Below are 16,350 nucleotides of genomic sequence, written 5' to 3' on the forward strand. Positions count from 1 at the left end.
CGTCCAGAAAGTCGGATTCGGACCGCGGCGGGTTCCCGATGGCCGGGAGACGTCGGTCACGGTGGGTCACAACGGACAGGAGACAACGCCTGACATCCGGCGGGCGCCGTGAGATTGTCGGACCCTCCTGGGAGGATTCGGACATGTCACCCTCGCTCATCGGACGAGACCATCCCGCGGGTGTGCTCCGCGCGGAGATCGCCCGTGCCGCGGAAAGCCACGGCGGGCTGGTGCTGGTCACCGGCGAGGCCGGGATCGGCAAGACCACGCTGGTCACCGGCGCCGCCGAAGAGGCTAAGCGTCTCGGCGCCCTGGTGCTCAACGGGTCCTGCTGGGATTCGTCGAGCGCGCCGGGCTACTGGCCGTGGACGCAGGTGGTGCGCGGGCTGCGCCGCGCCGTCGGGCAGGGCCGCTGGGCCGCGATGGCGGACAGTGAACTGGACGTCCTGCTCGGCGAGACCCGCGGCGACGGCGCGGCGGACGGGTTCCGGCTGTACGACGCGGTGACGAGCGTGCTGGTGGCCGCCTCCCAGGACCAGCCGATCGTGGTGGTGCTCGACGATCTGCACTGGGCCGACGCCGCGTCGCTGCGGCTGCTCGAGTTCGCCGCACGGCACACCTGGTTCGAACGGCTGCTGCTGATCGGCACGTACCGGGACGTCGAGGTCGAGACGGCCGATCACCCGCTTCGCTCGCTCATGCTGCCTTTACTCGCGAAGGCCACTTCGCTGACTCTCACCGGGCTCGAACCGGAAGAGGTCGGCACGCTCATGGCCAGGACCGCGGGCGCGGAACCGGACAGCGCGCTGGTCACCGAGGTCCACCGCCGCACCGGCGGCAATCCGTTCTTCGTCGAGCAGACCGCGCGGCTCTGGCACAGCGGAGGTTCCGCCGAGACCATCGCGCCCGGGGTGGCCGACGCGCTGCAACGGCGGCTTTCCCTGCTCCCCCAACCCGTCCTCGATCTGCTGACCACCGCGTCCGTCCTCGGCCGGGAGTTCCACCGCAGGCTGCTCGCGGGGGTGGCGGCGGCGCCCGTGCCCCAGGTGGACAGGCTGCTCGATCAGGCCGTCGCCGCCCGGCTGGCCGTGGTGCGGGGGCGGGGCCGGTTCGCCTTCGCCCACGACCTCGTCCGCGAGACGCTGTACGCGAGCCTGTCAGAAGCGGACAGGCGGAAGCAGCACGCCGCCGTCATCGCGACGGTCCGCGAAGCCCCGACGTCACCGGACAGGCTGTTCGCCGCGGACCTAGCCCGCCACGCGCTCCTCGCCGGGCCGGAACTGGATCCGGACCGGGCCGCCGATCTCCTGCTGGCCGCCGCGATCGACGCCACCGGCCGGATGGCGATCGACGAGACGACCACCCACTACCGGCGCGCGATGGAGATCGTCGAGGATCGCCGCCGCCGCGCGGTCATCGCGCTCGAACTCGGCGCGCACCTCACCCGCCACCAGGACTCCGACGAGGGCCGTGAGGTCCTCGTCGCCGCGGCCGCGCTCGTCCACGAACTCGACGAAGACGATCTGCTCGCCCGGCTCGCGCTGACCCTCATCCGGGCCGATCACAAGGGACTGCGGGTCGAAGAGACCACCGCCCTGCTCATCGAGGCGCACCAACGGCTCTGCGGCGGGAAACCCGGCGACGACATCTCCGTCGACCGGATGACGCAGGAACTCACCGCGCGGATCATGATGACCGCCCGCGACGACCACGACGATTCCGCGCTGCTGTTCGGGTTGTGGGCCCGGCACGACGCGATCTGGGGACCGGGCACCGCGGTGGAACGGCAACGGCTCACCGAGGAACTGATCGCGGTCGGCCGCCGCACGGCGAACCCGGAGCTGGAGCATTTCGCGTCGTCGTTCCGCTGGGTCGCTCTGCTGGAGCAGGGCGACCCGCGCTATCTGGAGCAGTACCGGGACTTCATCGCGATGGCGAGCGACAACCAGGTGCCGAGTTCGTATCTGGCGTCGACGATCGACCAGAGCATCATCGCCACCCTCCAGGGCCGGTTCGCCGAGGCCGAGGCGTTCCTCCGGCAGGCGGTGCACGGCGACGAGGCCCACGAGCATCCCCACTTCGGCAATCTGCACCAGTTGCAGCAGTGGGCGCGCTGGTGCCTGCAAGGCCGTTTCGATGATCTCGCCGGGCTGCACCGGGAGATCGCGCGCAGCGGCTACGGTCACGGCCGGCTGCTGGAGGCGATCACCGCCGCGCAACGGGAAGACGTCGCGGAGGCCGTGCGGCTCGCCGATCTCGCGGCCGAGGCGAGGCCGTTCCCCCGCGAACTGGAGCCGCTGTGGCTGCGCTGTCAGGCACAGGCGGCCGCGCTGTCGGGCGATCCCGACCGGTGCGAAACCGCCCGCGCGCTGCTCGCACCGCACAGCGGTGAATGGGTGGTCTCGCTCTACGGCTGCGAGGTCTCCGGTCCCGTCGATCTGTGGCTCGGCAGGCTCGATCTGGCCCAGCAGCGCTGGAACGACGCGGTCGAGAAGCTGCGAGTCGCGGCCCTCTCGGCGGACCGGATGCAGTCCACGCCGTGGGCGGTAGAAGCGAAGTCCTGGCTGGCGAAAGCCTTGCTGGGCAGGAATCTCGAAGAAGACTCCGCCGAAGCGGCGACACTTCTGTCCGAAGTGGACAGAGAAGCGAACGCGATCGGCATGCCTCACGTCGTGGCGCGGGTCGCGGAAATCCGGAACAGCGCGCAGGCGCCGCCCTCCCCCACGGCCGAGTTCCGGCGCGACGATGCCGTGTGGACCTTGCACTACGACGGCGTCACCGCGCACCTTCCGGACTCGAAAGGCTTACGGGATCTGCATTTCCTGCTCGGGAGGCCTGGTTCGGAGGTGACCGCCGTGCGGCTGCTCGATCCCGAAGGCGGCGAGGTGGTCGTCGCCGCCAAGAGCCTCGGCGGGGACGCCGTCCTCGACGACGAGGCGAAAGCCCGGTACCGCGCGCGGCTGGACGAACTCGACGAACTGATCGACACCGCGACGGAACTGGGCCAGGACTCCCGCGCCGCCGCGGTGGACCGCGAACGGGACGCGCTGCTCGCGGAACTGAGGTCCGCCGCCGGGCTCGGCGGCCGCACCCGGCGGCTCGGCGACGAGGCCGAACGCGCCCGCAAGACGGTGACCGCCCGGATCCGGGACACCCTGCGCAAACTCGACGAGCAACACCCGGCGCTGGCCGCGCATCTGCGCGCGTCGGTCACCACCGGGTCTTCGTGCCGTTACGCGCCGGACGACAAGGTCCCTTGGCGGCTGTAGCCGCCAAGGGACCTTGTCACCCCCAGCTCATTTACGGTTGTAGAGCCGCATGGTCAGCGTGCCGAAGACCGCGAGGGTGACGCCGCCCGCGATCAGCACCCAGGTGATCTCGCCGCCGTCCCAGTCGCCGTCCATCATCGAGCGGACCGCCGCGACCACGTGGGTGACCGGGTTGACGTCGACGAACGCCTGCAGCCAGCCCGGCATCGTTTCCGGGTTGACGTAGATGTTGCTGAGGAAGGTCAAGGGGAACAGCACCATCATGCTGACGCCCATCACCGACTTCTCACTGCGCAGCAACAGGCCGAACATCGTCCAGATCCACGAGAACGCGAACGAGAACGCCAGCAGCAGGAGGATCGCGGCGGCCACGCCACCGACTCCCCCGCCGGGCCGGAAGCCCATGATCAGCCCGACGCCGAGGATCACCAGCGCCGCGATGAGGTAGCGCAGCATGTCGCCGAGCAGGTAGCCGACCATCGCCGACGGCCGCCAGATCGGCAGCGTGCGGAACCGGTCGAAGACGCCCTTCTCGATGTCGGTGTTGACCGAAATTCCGGTGTACATGGTGATCATCAGGATGCTGCTCGCCATGATGCCCGGCAGCACGAACTGCAGGTACTGCGTCGGCGAGCCGGACAGCGCGCCGCCGAACAGGTAGGTGAACATCAGCGTCATCATGATCGGGAACGCCGTGACGTCGAACAGCTGCTCGGGCACGTGCTTGATCTTCAGCATCGCGCGCCACCCGAAGGTGACCGAAGCAGACAGCGCGCTGGGGCGCCGAGGGCGGTTCTTCGCGATCAGGACGGCGGCGAGATCCTCCGCCTTCGGTGCCGCGAGAACGGGTTCGTTTTCTTTGACTGCCGTGGTGCTCAAGCTGCACTCTCCTCAGGCGTGGCGGTGCGGTCGGTGAGAGCCAGGAAGACCTCGTCGAGGCTCGGCTGGCCGAGGGAGAAGGTGTCGACGACGATGCCCGCGCGGGCGAGTTCGGCCAGGGCGCGCGCGGCGTGCTCGGCGGCGCCCTGTTCGGTGCTCTCGCCCGAAAGGCGGGCGGTCAGCGCGACGGGATCCGGTTCGAGCAGGACCTGCGCTTCCAGGGTGCGGACGAGCAGCGCTTCCGCTTCCGGCCGCTGGTCGGCCTCGCGCAGCCGGACGTGGATGGCACCCGCGCCGACCGAAGCCTTCAGCTGTCCCTTGGTGCCTTCGGCGATCACCTTGCCGTGGTCGATGACGGCGATCCGCGACGCCAGCTGGTCGGCCTCGTCGAGGTACTGCGTGGTCAGCAGGACGGTGGTGCCGTGCTGCACGATCGCGCGGACGATGTCCCAGACCTGGTTGCGGCTGCGGGGATCGAGCCCGGTCGTCGGCTCGTCGAGGAAGAGCACGTCCGGGGTGTTGAGGATGCTCGCGGCGATGTCGATCCGCCGCCGCATCCCCCCGGAGTAGTTCTTCACCTGCCGCCCCGCGGCCTCGGTCAGGCCGAACGCCCCCAGCAGTTCCTCGGCCCGCGCGCGAGCCGCCGGTTTGCGGTGCCCGGTCAGCCTGCCGATCAGGACCAGGTTCTCGGTCCCTGTCAGGTCCTCGTCGACGGAGGCGTACTGCCCGGTCAGGCTCACCATGGACCGGACCGCGTCGGCGTCGCGGACGACGTCCTTGCCGAAGATGCGCGCTTCGCCGCCGTTGGGGCGGAGCAGGGTCGCGAGCATCTTCACCGCGGTGGTCTTGCCGGCGCCGTTCGGGCCGAGGACGCCGTACACGGTGCCGGCGGGGACCTTCAAGTCGATCCCGTCGACCGCCCGGTTCTCCCCGAAGACCTTGACCAGCCCCGAGGCTTCGATGGCCAGTTCACTCATTTTCCTTTTCCTTTCAGAAACTTTCAGCAGACGTAGGGGCGCGCGGCACGCGCGTCGCGCAGGGCGAGGCCCCACCAGACGAGCTCGTCGAGCAGGGTGGTCACGGCTTGTTCCTGGCCGTCGGCGTCGATGGGGGTGCCGTCACGGGCGAAGGTGCCGTCGAGGAGGTTGAAGGCGACGGTGTCCCGCATGGTCACGGTGTGCAGCTCGGTGAAGATCGAGCGCAGCTGTTCGACGGCGTAGAGGCCTTGCGACCGGTAGCCGTAGGAGACGAATCCGACCGGCTTCGCGCGCCACTCGTCGTAAGCGCAGTCGATGGCCTGCTTGAGCGACGCCGGGAAACTGCGGTTGTACTCGGGGGTGACGACGACGAACGCCTCCGCGTCGTCGACCAGCCTCGCGAACCGCTTCATGTCGGGTGCCGGCGGCTCGGGCAGCGTGGTCGGCAGGTCGAAGCCGATCAGGTCGAGGACTTCGACGACGAGGTCGTCCCGGCCTTCCGCGCGGCCGGTGAACCACTTGCCGACGGCGTCCCCCAGCCGACCTTCGCGGGTGCTGCCGATGATCACCGCGACCCGCAGCGGGCTGTCCTTCATGACCGACCTCCTCTCGCCTCACCCCCTGGGCGCGAGAAAGCCGCCGGGCGTTCGCTAGATCGGATCTAGCGAACGCCCGGCGGCTTCGGTCGGTGATCTCGTTACGCGTCCAGCGCGATCGCGATCGCGCCCAGCAGGGACGCGTCCTGGTCGAACTTCGCCGACACCAGTTCGGGCGGGAACGGCACGGCCCTGGCCAGCCGCTCACGCAGCGCGGGCAGCAGGATGTCGGCCGAGCGCACCAGTCCCCCGCCGACGGCGACGCGCTGCGGGTCGAGCGCGATCGCGAGGTTCGCGACGTGCATCGACAGCTCGTCGAGCGCCGCGCCGACCAGCTCCTTGGCCTGCTCGTTCTCCCTGGCGAGGCCGAACAGCTCGCCCGCGGTTACCGGGCGGCCGAGCAGCACACTCGCCCGGCCGCCCAGCCCACGCCCACCGACGGCTTCCTCCAGCGGCGCCGCTCCGCTGGCGAACCCGTCGGTGTCCTGCGGCGAGAGGAGGTTGTACCCGATCTCTCCCGCAGCGCCATTCGCGCCGGCCAGCAGCCGGCCGCCGACCAGGACCGCCGCGGCGATCCCGGTCCCGAGCGAGAGGAACACCGCCGGATCGGTGTCCGCCAGCGCCCCCCATCGCCATTCCGCGAGCGCCGCCGCCTTGGCGTCGGTGCCCACCTCGATCGGCACGCCGCCGAACTCGTCGGCGACGAGTTCGCGCAGCCGCAGTTCCTCCCAGCCCGGCACGTTGGGGGCCAGCAGGATGCGGTCCTCCAGCACGATGCCGGGACTGACGACGCCGATCGCGGCGAGATCGTCGGCGGCGCCTTCGTCGGCGAGCAGTTTTCGCGCGGCGGCGAGCGCGCGGCTCACCACCTGTTCGGCGCCCGCCTGCGCGTCGGTGTCGAGCCGCCGGGTGACCAGCAGGCTCCCGGCTCTGTCCGCCAGCCCGATCGCGACCTTCGTCCCGCCGAAGTCGATCCCGAGGATCAGTTCTTCCCCCGTCACTTCCCGTTCCCCTCTGTCGCCCCCGCGAACGATTCCTGGATTCCCTTGGGCCCGAACGGCCACACGTGCTCCGCCTTCGCGTAGGCGAGGAACGCCGCCACGCCGAGCGCTATCCACCCCACCGAAAGCCCGATCGAGAGCCAGGTGGCCGACACGTAGATGTAGACCCAGCCGAGCAGCGCGATGATCGTCGGGATCGGATAGAGCCACTGCCGGTACGGCCGGTTCAGTTCCGGGCGCCGTCGCCGCAGCACGACGATCGCCGCGACCTGCGCGAGCGACTGGATCAGCACGAGCACCGTCACCGCCGCGTTGATCACCTCGGTCAGCGTGAACAGCGAGCCGGCCGCGGCGATGGCCCCCATCGTCAGCACCCCGGCCGTCGGCAGGTTGAGCTTCGGGTGCAGTTTGGCGAACACCGGCAGGAACACCTTGTCGCGCGCGGCCTCGAACGGGACCCGCGAGCCGCCGAGCAGACCGGCGAACACCGAGCCGATCGCGGCGATCACGATGAACACGGTGATGACCTTGGCCGTGCCCGTGCCCCACGCCTGTTCCAGCACGGTGGAGGCGACCGACGTGGCGCTCTTCAGTTCCTCCAGCGGGATCGAGCCGAGCACGCCGAGCTGCAGCAGGAAGTACAGGCTCATGATGCCGAGGATCGAGAAGATGATCGACCGCGGCAGCGTCCGGCCCGGGTCGCGCACCTCGCCGCCGAGATAGGCGCTGGTGTTGTAGCCGAGGTAGTCGTAGATGGCGATGATCAGGCCCGCGCCGAGCCCGGCCCAGAACGCGCCGCCGCCGAACGAGAACGCGCCCGGCGTGAAGGCGAACGCTTGCGCGCCGTCGAAGTGCGTGAAGGCCGCGACGATCACCGAAAGCGCGGCGAACAGCATGATCGCGAACAGGACGGTGGTCAGCTTCCCGATCTCGCCGATCCGGCGGAACAGCGCCAGCACGATCAGCGCGATGACGCCGAGACCGATGACCTTGCCGAGCGCGGTCGTCCCGCCGTCGTCGGCGACCCCGGGGATCAGGTACCCGAGGTACTGGACGAGACCGATGATGCCGGTGGACATGATCAGCGGGATGAACAGCACCGCGCTCCAGGCGAACAGGAACGGCATGAGCCTGCCGGTCCGGAAGCCGAACGCTTCGCGCAGGTAGACGTAGGTGCCGCCGGCGCCCGGGAGGGCGGCGCCGAGCTCGGCCCAGATCAGGCCGTCGGCCAGCGCGATGATCGCGCCGATGAGCCAGCCGAACATGGCCTGCGGACCGCCGAGGGTCGCCACCATCGCCGGGATGGTGACGAACGGGCCGATCCCGCACATCTGGGTCATGTTGATGGCGGTCGCCTGGAGCGGCCCGATCTTCCGCTCGAGCCCCGGCCGCGGGGATGAACTCAAAACGCGCCTCCCTGTTAGTTAGTAAAGTTTCTTAACATAATTTCGGGCGTGTCGGAAGGCCGGTCCGCAAAGTTGTCGCGCTCCCGTCCACCCGGAATTGCCCGAAAGGGCGGAATCACCCGGAATACCCCCGAACGGAGCAAGCCGGGACGTATCAGGGGGGCACTGTTCCGCGTCCTCACCGAGAAAGGACGTTTTCCCCAGGACGGTGAGGTCCATGAAACGGCTGTTCAGCGCGGTGACGGCGATCGCCGCTCTCGGCTTCGCGGCGGCTTGCGGAGGAGCATCGACTCCCCGCGACACGACCCCGGCCGATCCGACCACGGACAGCGGGGTGACGACGGAGACCGCGCCGACGGCGTCCTCCGACGCGGCCTCGACCGACGGGACCACCCCGGGACCGGGCACCGATCGCGGTGGCCAGACCGAGGAACCGCGTCCGCCTGTCGTCCCCGGCAGCCCGATCAAGTACAACAGCGATCTGCTCGGCACCGACCCGGACACCGCCCAGAGCGCGATCCAGCAGAATCTCGACGATCTCTGCGGAACCCCGCGGCGGTGCGGCGTCTCGGTCGTGATCAAGGGCAAGGGCCACTGCGTCCGCAGTATCGGCCCGAATCCGGTCTACCCCGGCAAGACGATCACGGTCCAGGCCAGGTTGTGCGAAACCGAGACCACGGAGGAAAGCCCGTCGCCTTCGAAGCCGGAAAGCGGGAAGCCGAGCGAAACCACGAGCGGATGAGCACGAGGCCACTCCGACGGGGCCTTCGCGCGCCCGCGCCTCCGGTGGCCGAACCCGCGGCGGGCACGTCGCACGCGCTCCGGCTGGTCGGCGCCGCGCTGGCCAACACGACCCTGCTCACCGCGTTGCTCTACTACTTCGGGCTCGTCGAGACGCAGACGTACTTCGGCTACTTCCGCGTGCACTACACCCTGCTCGGCCAGACACCGGACGAGATCTTCGGGCGGGGCGTCGACGGAGTGCTCCCGCCGCTGACCGGCGGGGCGGGCTCGATCCTGCTCTTCCTGGTGCTGAACCGGTTTTTGAAGATCCTCCTCGGAGAGGCTCGCTGGGCCCGGCTGCTGCAGATCTGCTGCCCGGTCGCCGGCGTCCTCGGCCTCGCACTGCTGGTCTCGACAATCGCGATCGCGCTCGACCCGGAGCCCTTTCGCGACCACCCCGGCGTTCCCGGGCTCGGCTTCGCGCTCGGTGTCCTGATGACGCTGTTCTCGTGGCGGCAGTGGACCTCGCGCCGGACAGGCGGCACCCGGACGAGCCTGGCGGAGCTGGTGACCGGCTACGTCCTGGTGAGCATCGGCCTCTTCTGGGCCGTCGGCGACTACTCGGGAGCCCTCGGCACGAGCCGCGCCTACGAGGCCGCCGGGGTGATCCCGACCAGACCGGCCGCGACCCTGTACAGCGCGGAAAGCCTCAACCTCACCGCGAACGGCGTCCGGCAGGTGAAGTGCGCCGATCCCGAAGCCGCCTACAAGTACCGGTACACCGGGCTGAAGCTGCTGCTCCAGTCCGGTGGCCAGTACGTCTTCCTCCCGGCGAATTGGCGGACCTCGACCGGCGTCGCGTTCGTGATCCCGAAGACCGACAAGCAACGCCTGGAATTCGGCCCGCCCCGATCGGTCCCGCCACCCGGCTGCTGACCCGCGTCAGGCCAGGCGTGTCCCCAGCCATTCGGTGACCGCGTCGTCGACCAGCTTCGCGATGGGCAGTTGCGGCGCCGGCTCGATGCCCGGGTCCTCGGCCAGCGGATGCGCGAGGCCGGGAACGCGCTTCAGCAGGATGTCGCCGGGCGCGGCGTACTGGCCGCGCAGCGCGCCGACGAGCTCGTCGGCATCCGTGCGGAACGCGGGGAAATCCTCTTCACCACTGACCACCAGCAGCGGAACCTGCTTCTCCCTGGCCGAGATTTCACCCGATCGTGCGACGAAGTCGAGCTGATCCGCCGCCTGCTCCGCCTCGTCGTTCCACGGGTACGGCCGTTCCAGCATTCCTTCGATCAGGCCGACCACCGAACGCGCCCGCACGGCGGGGTTGATCAGGGCCGCCGCGCGGACCGGGATCTCCCGCGTGGCCAGGACCGTCAGCGCCACGGCGCCACCCAGGGAGCCGCCGACGACGGCCGTCCGGGAGGTGTCGAAGCCGAATCGTTCGCGCAGTTCGGCCAGCGCCGCGGGGAACTCCAGCGCCGCCTGCCGGACGAACGGGTCGACGTACGCGAGCATGGCGTCACGCTGAGCCCGCTCGACGATGGCGTCCATGCTGCCGTCGACCATTCTCGCGCCGCACAACGGCATTCCCAGGTACACGCGCCATGCCGGCACCCCGGCCAGCGGCAACGCGGCCGCGAAGGCCGCGTCGGTGCGCGGCGCGTCGATCAGGTGCCACGCGACGACCACCGGCGCGGGGCCGCTGACCTCGGTCGATGGCGGCAAGACGGTGAACGGTACCCCCGCGGCCGTGCCCGTGACCGGTTCTCCCACCGCAATCCTTCCTCGAACGCTGTCGATCTCCACGATATCCACGACGCATCGGAGGCGGACCTCGTTCCGCCACAAGCGAAACAGTATGCCCGCGACTTCACCCCGACGCGCCGCGGAGGTGGTTGCGGGAGCCCGGCGGCGGCCGAATAGTGTTGCGGCCCGGCCCATTGGAGGTGAACCGCCCGTGCCCGATGTCGACTATTACGAGGTGCTCGGCGTGGGCAAGGCCGCCTCGGTCAACGAGATCAAGACCGCGTACCGGCGCCTGGCGAAGTCGCATCACCCGGACACCGGGGGCTCCGCGCTCACGTTCCAGCTGGTCCGCGAGGCCTACGACACGCTCAGCGATCCGATGCGGCGCGCGGGCTACGACGCCGACGGGCGCTCCGTGCGCGTGCCGATCCGGCCTCGGCCGAGGCGCCGCTTCGGCGAAGAACCGGGCTACGAGCCCGAGCGGGTCGTGATCGACCCGGAAGACCTCGAATGGTGGGAATTCGCCGCACAGGACGGGCGCGTGCGCCACGGGCGGCGGCGCGGGCCCGGGCACACCCCGGTCGTGGCGGCGGTCGGCGGGATGGTGCTGGTGCTGTTGCCGGTGCTGACCGGCGTCGGCTTCTCGGCGCCCACGCTGATCATCTGGCTGATCCTGACCGCCGGGACGGCCCTGCTGGTGCAGCGGCTCGCGCGCGGCTACCTCGCCGCGTCCCGCGCCAAGAACCGGTTCGCCGCCGAGTTCGGCGGGAAGCGCGTGTTCGGCACCCCCGGCACCGAGACCGACGAGCTCGCCGAACGCCTCACCGCCGACCTGCTGGAGCGCTACCTGACCCGGCTGCCCGGCGCGCGGATCTTCCACGGCCTCTCGTGGCCGGACTCGGTGTTCGCCGACGTCGACCACGCGGTGCTGTGCGGCAAGCGGCTCGTGCTCGTCGAATCGAAGCTGTGGCTGCCCGGGCACTACGAAACCGGGGACGACGACCGGCTGCTGCGCAACGGCCGCGCCTTCCGGGGCGGCGGGAGCAGGCTCGAAGAAAGCCTCGCCGAGTACCGGCGGATGCTCCCGGGCGTCGCGTTGCGCGGGGCGATGATCGTGTACCCGAGCCGGACCGGCGAGATCACCACGGATCCCGAGGATCCCTCCCCCGCTCCGCCGATGACACCGGAGCAGTTCCTGCACGAGCTCGGCGGCTGGCTGGCGGCGGAGCCGTCCACTGTGGACTCGGCGACGATGCGGGTGGTGCGGGACCGGGTGGTCGGCTCCGGCTGAGACACGCGGGAAGGCCCCTTCCTCGCGCCTGGCGCGAGGAAGGGGCCTTCCCGTACTGAAAAGAACTACCGGCCCGAGCGCTCCTTGTTGGCGCGCGCGGAACGGGTGCAGACCTCACCGACGTCGACCGTCTGGCCGCGGTCGATGTAGACGTCCGCGAGCCCGACGAGCTTGCCCTTCGGCGACGTACAGGTCAGCTGGTACGCCTCCTTGGGACCGTAGGTCGGCGGGATCGGCGACTGGAACGACACGCCGCCGGTCCAGTCGTCCACAGTGGACGGGTTCGCCTGCGCGTAGCTGACCACCACGGCCTTGTAGTCCCCGGCGGGCGGGTCGTACAGGATCGCGTGCTCTTCCGTGGTCGAACCGTTCGCCGACGACGACACCATGTTGCCCGCGGAGTCGAAGACGTACAGGTCCCAGTCGGTGTCCTGGCTGGCCCACTTGAGGTCGACGCTGAACTTCCCGTTGTCCACCTTCGGCAGCCCGTCGACGTGGAACGTGAAGCTCTCCGACGTCGGGTTCGCCGGGTAATTCGTGTTGATCGCGGGGACGCCCGGCGGGTTGGTCACCGCGATGCCGGCCTGCGCCGGGCCCTGCGGTTCGCGGCCGTAGCGGCCCGCGACGTAGGGGCGGGTCGACGGGTTGATCGACCACGCGAACCGGCCACCGGTCGAGGACAGCGACGAGTTCAGGTCGTCGGTGACGTAGATCGGCGGCTTGGTCGAGCCGTCGGGCTGCACCACCGGGGCGGTCGGCGTCTGGAAGGTCTTGTGCAGCTTCAGCTGGTAGTCCTTCGGCGCCGTGCCGATCAGCGTCGAGTGCGCCGCCGGGTCGGCGGCGTTGGCCAGCATGTCGATGAAGGCCGCCCGGTTGCCGCCCTTGCCCGCGCCGGCGGCGGGAGCGACGCCGGTGTACTCGGCGACGACACCGGCCTGGAACGGCGGGTGGAACTCGGTGTTGCCGATCTCGAACGTGAAGCCCCAGCCACCGGTGGCCCAGTACGACCAGTCCTCGGTCGAGCCGGTCGTGTCGTAGAGCGCCCACGACGGCTGGCTGGTGTACCCGTTGCGCGAGGCCATCTTGTCGCCGAGCGCCTTGTACGCCGGTTCGTCGAGCGGCGGGCGGACGGCGGCGACACCCGGGACACGCAGCACCAGGTTCGAGAAGGTGTGCAGCGTGATCAGGTTGGTCACCTGGCGGTTGGAGACGATCGAGCGGATGTTCTGCGTCTCGGGCTCGGAGAACGGGCCGGAGCCGCGGAACGTGTCGCTGCGCCACAGGGTCGAAGCGCCCGCGCCGCCCCAGAAGCCCGCGTAGTTGCGGTTCGGGTCGGTGCCGCGTTCACGGCCGCCGGGGTTGGCCTTGCAGACGCCGGTCGCGAATTCCTTCGGCGAGTCGTTGACGTTGCAGTTCTTGCGCTTCATCTCGTAGTCGAAGCGCGAGAAGTCGCCCTTGGGCTCGGCCTCGCGGGAGATTTCGAAGCCGTCGGCGTTGACGATCGGCACGACGATGTTGCGCGTCCGGCCGACCAGGCCGCGGATTTCGGGGTTGTTGCCGGTGTAGCCCTTGACCAGTTCGAGGGCCCATTCCATGGCGTGCTCGCCCGCCGGCCACTCCCGGGCGTGGTGCACGCCCATGGTGAAGTTGACGGGTTTGCCGTCCTTGATGTTCTTGACGTCGGTCGCGATCTCGAGACCGACGACGTCACGGCCTTCCCAGGTCGGCTGCGGCAGCGTGAACGCCGTGACGAGCTTGGGGTTCTTGCGGGCCAGTTCCTTGATCTCGAACTGGTAGTCGTAGAGGTGCCGGTAGCTCGTGCGCCCGGACGGCAGGGTGGAGCCCGGCGTCTTCGCGGCGTATTCGCGGTCGGTCTTGGCGTTCTGGATGGATCGCGCCGAGAGGTCGGCGTCGACCACCTTCGACTTGAAGCCGTTGTCCGCCAGCGTCTTGCGGTCGGCGTCGTTGGCGAGGACGACCTCGACGCCGGTCGCGTCGGCCTTCTCGGTGACGTCCAGCCCGAGCCGGAGGAGTTTGTCCTTGTCCTGTTTGGCCGGGGTCTCGACCCGGACCAGTTCGGCGCGCTGCGGCGCGGGCGCGGCGCCGGTCGGTGTCCCCTGCGGCGTGAGCGCGAGGAAGTCGACCCCCAGTAACGCGTCGCGCGTCTGCCCGTCGTACCGGCAGGCCTGCACGACCAGCTTCTGGCCCTTCTTGACGAATCCTTCGGCGAGTTCGTGACTGCGCAACGCGGCGGACGCGGCGATCACGCCACCGGTCGCCTGATCGAAGACCGCGAGGTCCCAGTCGCCCTCGGCGCCACCCCGGGGCGCGAGCCGCGCCTGCAGCAGACCGTCTACTGTGGACGTGAACTCACGGCGGTCGGCGCCCGACGTGCCCGGCTTCTGCAACGCGGCGAAACAGGACCGCGGCACGGCCTGATTGGCGCGCACCACGTTGTCCGCGGCCCCCGCCGTCGTGGCCGACGGAAGGGCCACGAAGGTGCCGGCGAGCACCAGTGTCGCCGCCGTCCATCCCGCTCTTCGCCGGTTTGGTGAATACCCCACAGACTGACCTCCTTGGACAGTCCGGTGACCGGGTGAGGTCACCGGTAGCGAGACACTAGACCCGAGACCCCGTCCGAGGGACCCGCCACAAGTCGCCTGCACCCCTTTCGGCCCAACGATCTCACCGAAAGTGCCGGAACGATCACCGCGGACGGACACCGTAGAATGGGACTTTCCTGTCGATTCCGACAGGAGGACCTAAGAAAACCTTCAGGTTGGGCGGTTACCTTTCCACCATGACGACGTCCGAGGTCACCGCCAGATCACCGCTGGCCCTGCTGGCCGCCGTGGGCTCGGTCGCCGGCGGAGCGCTGCTGATCCTGCTGCTGCAGGTCCTCCCCGCCACCAGCGACATCAGCCCGGTCCGCCGCACCATCAGCGAGTACGCGCTGAGCGAGAACAAGTGGATCTTCGACGTCGCCGTCCTGCTGGTCGCCATCGGTTCGGCGATCGGCTTCGGCGCCCTGATCCGCCGCAAGCACCTGCCCGCGCTCTCCGCGGCGTCGGTCTTCTGCGCGCTCTGGACGCTGAGCCTGGTGGTGATCGTGGCGTTCCCCAAGAACAACTGGGCGATCGGGCCGAGCACCGGCGGCACCGTGCACCGGATCGCGAGCGTCGTGGCCTTCGTCTGCCTGCCGCTGGCCGTGTGGTTCGCCGCGAAAGCCGTCTTCCCCGCCTCTCCCGCGCGCCGCGCGGTGACCCGGGTGCTCGCGGTCGCGGCGCTGGCCTGGTTCGGCGTGATCCTCGGGGCGATCGTGGTGTCGATGAACGGCGGCAGGCCGTGGTGGCAGGCGATCCCGCTGGGGCTGGTCGAACGCGCGATGGCGCTGACCGGGCTGATCGCGCTGGCGTCGCTGCTCATCCCGGCCCGGGCCGCCGGCGATCCCGACGGCCCGGCCTGACGAGACACGGCCCTTCGCCGCGTCAGACGAGGAACCCGCGCGACATGTCCTGGACGGGCATGACGGCACCGTCCGTCTGCCCGGCATATCGTGGCGCGGGCACGACGTCGTCCTCGTCGGCGTCCTTGCGCAACCGAGCGGTGCAGACCGAAAGATGCACCACGTTGGCGCGCTTGTGATGGCGGTACACGTGGACGTCGGTGGCGAAGCACGCCGCGGCGAGCAGTGCCCGCCGCTGCTCGATGCGCTCGTAACCGACCCCTGCAGGGCAGAACACGGTCACGTCGACCTCGTCACCCCGCGGTTTGGTCCACAGGATCACCGGCAGCTTGCCGTCGAGCGTGCACACCCGCGCCCGGGCGAACCCGGTCCGCAGCCGGTGCTGCACGACGATCGAGCGGAGCCGGTCGCGGAGGAATCGCCGCGCCGATTTCCAGTAGAACAGCCAGTTCCCGACGCCGAACAGCACGACCGCGCCCCAGATCGGGCCGACGGCCTGGAAAAGCGTGAACAACGCGTACGGGAGGACGAGCAGCGCACCGATTTCGTAGCGCCAGTGATAGAGGGCGGCGAACGGATTGGGCCTTCTGACCACCGTGACCTCCCTGGCCAGTTCGGCGATCGCCTGGGGTTCCTGCCAGCGGCTCATGACCTTCCTCCTGTCCGTCCGGCGGTGTGCTCGGCGGCCAGCGCCGCCGCGGGAATGGCGTGGACGACGCCGTCACCGGCGCAGTCCGGGCAAACGGCGTCCTCGTAGGGCCACCACCCCGTGCCCCCGCACGGTTCGCACGCGTGCACGGTGTCCCAGCGGGGATCGCGGTAGACGTGGCGCCTGCTCCCCGGGACCCGGGTCACCTGCCAGCCGCGTGCGGCCGCGCGGGAGTCTTCCCCGGCCGCGAACAGCCATTCGTGGAAGCGCTCGAGAAGCCGATCGAACCAAGATCGGGGTGTTGCCGTGTGGTTCTCGTGGTGGGACATGAAGTTCACCCCCGA

The 16,350-nt window shown here is 69.9% G+C and carries 14 protein-coding genes; 5 read left to right on the plus strand and 9 right to left on the minus strand.

The window, feature by feature from the left end:
* Window positions 1–143 precede the first annotated feature (143 nt).
* The gene (locus AB0N89_RS05180) at window positions 144–3,269 is read left to right on the plus strand and encodes an AAA family ATPase (RefSeq protein WP_364200368.1); all 3,126 of its coding nucleotides are present in this window, start codon (window positions 144–146) and stop codon (window positions 3,267–3,269) included.
* Window positions 3,270–3,296: 27 nt separating this feature from the next.
* Here AB0N89_RS05180 and AB0N89_RS05185 read toward each other — a convergent pair whose 3' ends face one another.
* The 5 genes from AB0N89_RS05185 to AB0N89_RS05205 form a co-directional block, all read right to left on the minus strand.
* Window positions 3,297–4,148, minus strand: coding sequence for an ABC transporter permease (locus AB0N89_RS05185; RefSeq protein ID WP_364200369.1), 852 nt, complete (start codon window positions 4,146–4,148; stop codon window positions 3,297–3,299).
* Complete coding sequence (locus tag AB0N89_RS05190) at window positions 4,145–5,125, minus strand: ATP-binding cassette domain-containing protein (protein WP_364200371.1); 981 nt, start codon at window positions 5,123–5,125, stop codon at window positions 4,145–4,147. The genes AB0N89_RS05185 and AB0N89_RS05190 overlap by 4 nt, the downstream gene beginning before the upstream one ends.
* A 23-nt stretch (window positions 5,126–5,148) precedes the next feature.
* Entirely contained in the window at window positions 5,149–5,721 is a 573-nt protein-coding gene (locus AB0N89_RS05195) for an NAD(P)H-dependent oxidoreductase (protein ID WP_364200373.1), read from the minus strand.
* A gap of 101 nt (window positions 5,722–5,822) precedes the next feature.
* Window positions 5,823–6,722 (minus strand): ROK family protein, encoded by a 900-nt coding sequence (locus AB0N89_RS05200; protein WP_364200375.1) that lies wholly within the window; start codon window positions 6,720–6,722, stop codon window positions 5,823–5,825.
* Window positions 6,719–8,128, minus strand: coding sequence for an APC family permease (locus tag AB0N89_RS05205; RefSeq protein WP_364200377.1), 1,410 nt, complete (start codon window positions 8,126–8,128; stop codon window positions 6,719–6,721). The genes AB0N89_RS05200 and AB0N89_RS05205 overlap by 4 nt, the downstream gene beginning before the upstream one ends.
* Window positions 8,129–8,345: 217 nt before the next feature.
* Here AB0N89_RS05205 and AB0N89_RS05210 point away from each other — a divergent pair, with 217 nt between their 5' ends.
* Together AB0N89_RS05210 and AB0N89_RS05215 are read left to right on the plus strand one after the other, a co-directional pair.
* Entirely contained in the window at window positions 8,346–8,870 is a 525-nt protein-coding gene (locus AB0N89_RS05210; protein ID WP_364200379.1) for a hypothetical protein, read from the plus strand.
* Window positions 8,867–9,787: a hypothetical protein gene (locus AB0N89_RS05215; protein ID WP_364200381.1), complete on the plus strand. Its 921-nt coding sequence runs from the start codon at window positions 8,867–8,869 to the stop codon at window positions 9,785–9,787. The genes AB0N89_RS05210 and AB0N89_RS05215 overlap by 4 nt, the downstream gene beginning before the upstream one ends.
* 6 nt (window positions 9,788–9,793) lie before the next feature.
* On the opposite strand, the gene AB0N89_RS05220 is transcribed toward AB0N89_RS05215, so the two are convergent.
* Window positions 9,794–10,660 (minus strand): prolyl oligopeptidase family serine peptidase, encoded by an 867-nt coding sequence (locus AB0N89_RS05220; protein WP_364200383.1) that lies wholly within the window; start codon window positions 10,658–10,660, stop codon window positions 9,794–9,796.
* Between the two features lie 151 nt (window positions 10,661–10,811).
* On the opposite strand from AB0N89_RS05220, the gene AB0N89_RS05225 reads away from it, so the two are divergent.
* On the plus strand, window positions 10,812–11,891 hold the full coding sequence (locus AB0N89_RS05225) for a DnaJ domain-containing protein (protein ID WP_364200385.1): 1,080 nt from the start codon (window positions 10,812–10,814) through the stop codon (window positions 11,889–11,891).
* A gap of 65 nt (window positions 11,892–11,956) precedes the next feature.
* Here AB0N89_RS05225 and AB0N89_RS05230 read toward each other — a convergent pair whose 3' ends face one another.
* On the minus strand, window positions 11,957–14,455 hold the full coding sequence (locus tag AB0N89_RS05230) for a M14 family zinc carboxypeptidase (protein ID WP_364200387.1): 2,499 nt from the start codon (window positions 14,453–14,455) through the stop codon (window positions 11,957–11,959).
* Between the two features lie 236 nt (window positions 14,456–14,691).
* Between AB0N89_RS05230 and AB0N89_RS05235 the strand changes: the two genes are divergently transcribed.
* A complete protein-coding gene (locus AB0N89_RS05235) occupies window positions 14,692–15,357 on the plus strand; it encodes a DUF998 domain-containing protein (RefSeq protein WP_364200389.1) in 666 nt (221 codons plus the stop codon).
* 22 nt (window positions 15,358–15,379) lie between these two features.
* Here AB0N89_RS05235 and AB0N89_RS05240 read toward each other — a convergent pair whose 3' ends face one another.
* Both AB0N89_RS05240 and AB0N89_RS05245 read right to left on the minus strand, forming a co-directional pair.
* Entirely contained in the window at window positions 15,380–16,006 is a 627-nt protein-coding gene (locus AB0N89_RS05240; RefSeq protein ID WP_364200391.1) for a hypothetical protein, read from the minus strand.
* Window positions 16,003–16,335 (minus strand): hypothetical protein, encoded by a 333-nt coding sequence (locus AB0N89_RS05245; protein ID WP_364200393.1) that lies wholly within the window; start codon window positions 16,333–16,335, stop codon window positions 16,003–16,005. Before AB0N89_RS05245 ends, AB0N89_RS05240 begins: the two co-directional genes overlap by 4 nt.
* Window positions 16,336–16,350: the final 15 nt, after the last annotated feature.

It is taken from the genome of Amycolatopsis sp. NPDC089917 (assembly GCF_040684635.1).
In the GTDB taxonomy this organism is placed as follows: Bacteria; Actinomycetota; Actinomycetes; order Mycobacteriales; family Pseudonocardiaceae; genus Amycolatopsis.

Coding starts and splice junctions, on each gene's coding strand:
- AB0N89_RS05180 (WP_364200368.1), top strand. CDS start 144: ATGTCACCCTCGCTCATCGGACGAGACCATCCCGCGGGTGTGCTCCGC.
- AB0N89_RS05190 (WP_364200371.1), bottom strand. CDS start 5,125: ATGAGTGAACTGGCCATCGAAGCCTCGGGGCTGGTCAAGGTCTTCGGG.
- AB0N89_RS05195 (WP_364200373.1), bottom strand. CDS start 5,721: ATGAAGGACAGCCCGCTGCGGGTCGCGGTGATCATCGGCAGCACCCGC.
- AB0N89_RS05210 (WP_364200379.1), top strand. CDS start 8,346: ATGAAACGGCTGTTCAGCGCGGTGACGGCGATCGCCGCTCTCGGCTTC.
- AB0N89_RS05215 (WP_364200381.1), top strand. CDS start 8,867: ATGAGCACGAGGCCACTCCGACGGGGCCTTCGCGCGCCCGCGCCTCCG.
- AB0N89_RS05235 (WP_364200389.1), top strand. CDS start 14,692: ATGACGACGTCCGAGGTCACCGCCAGATCACCGCTGGCCCTGCTGGCC.
- AB0N89_RS05240 (WP_364200391.1), bottom strand. CDS start 16,006: ATGAGCCGCTGGCAGGAACCCCAGGCGATCGCCGAACTGGCCAGGGAG.
- AB0N89_RS05245 (WP_364200393.1), bottom strand. CDS start 16,335: ATGTCCCACCACGAGAACCACACGGCAACACCCCGATCTTGGTTCGAT.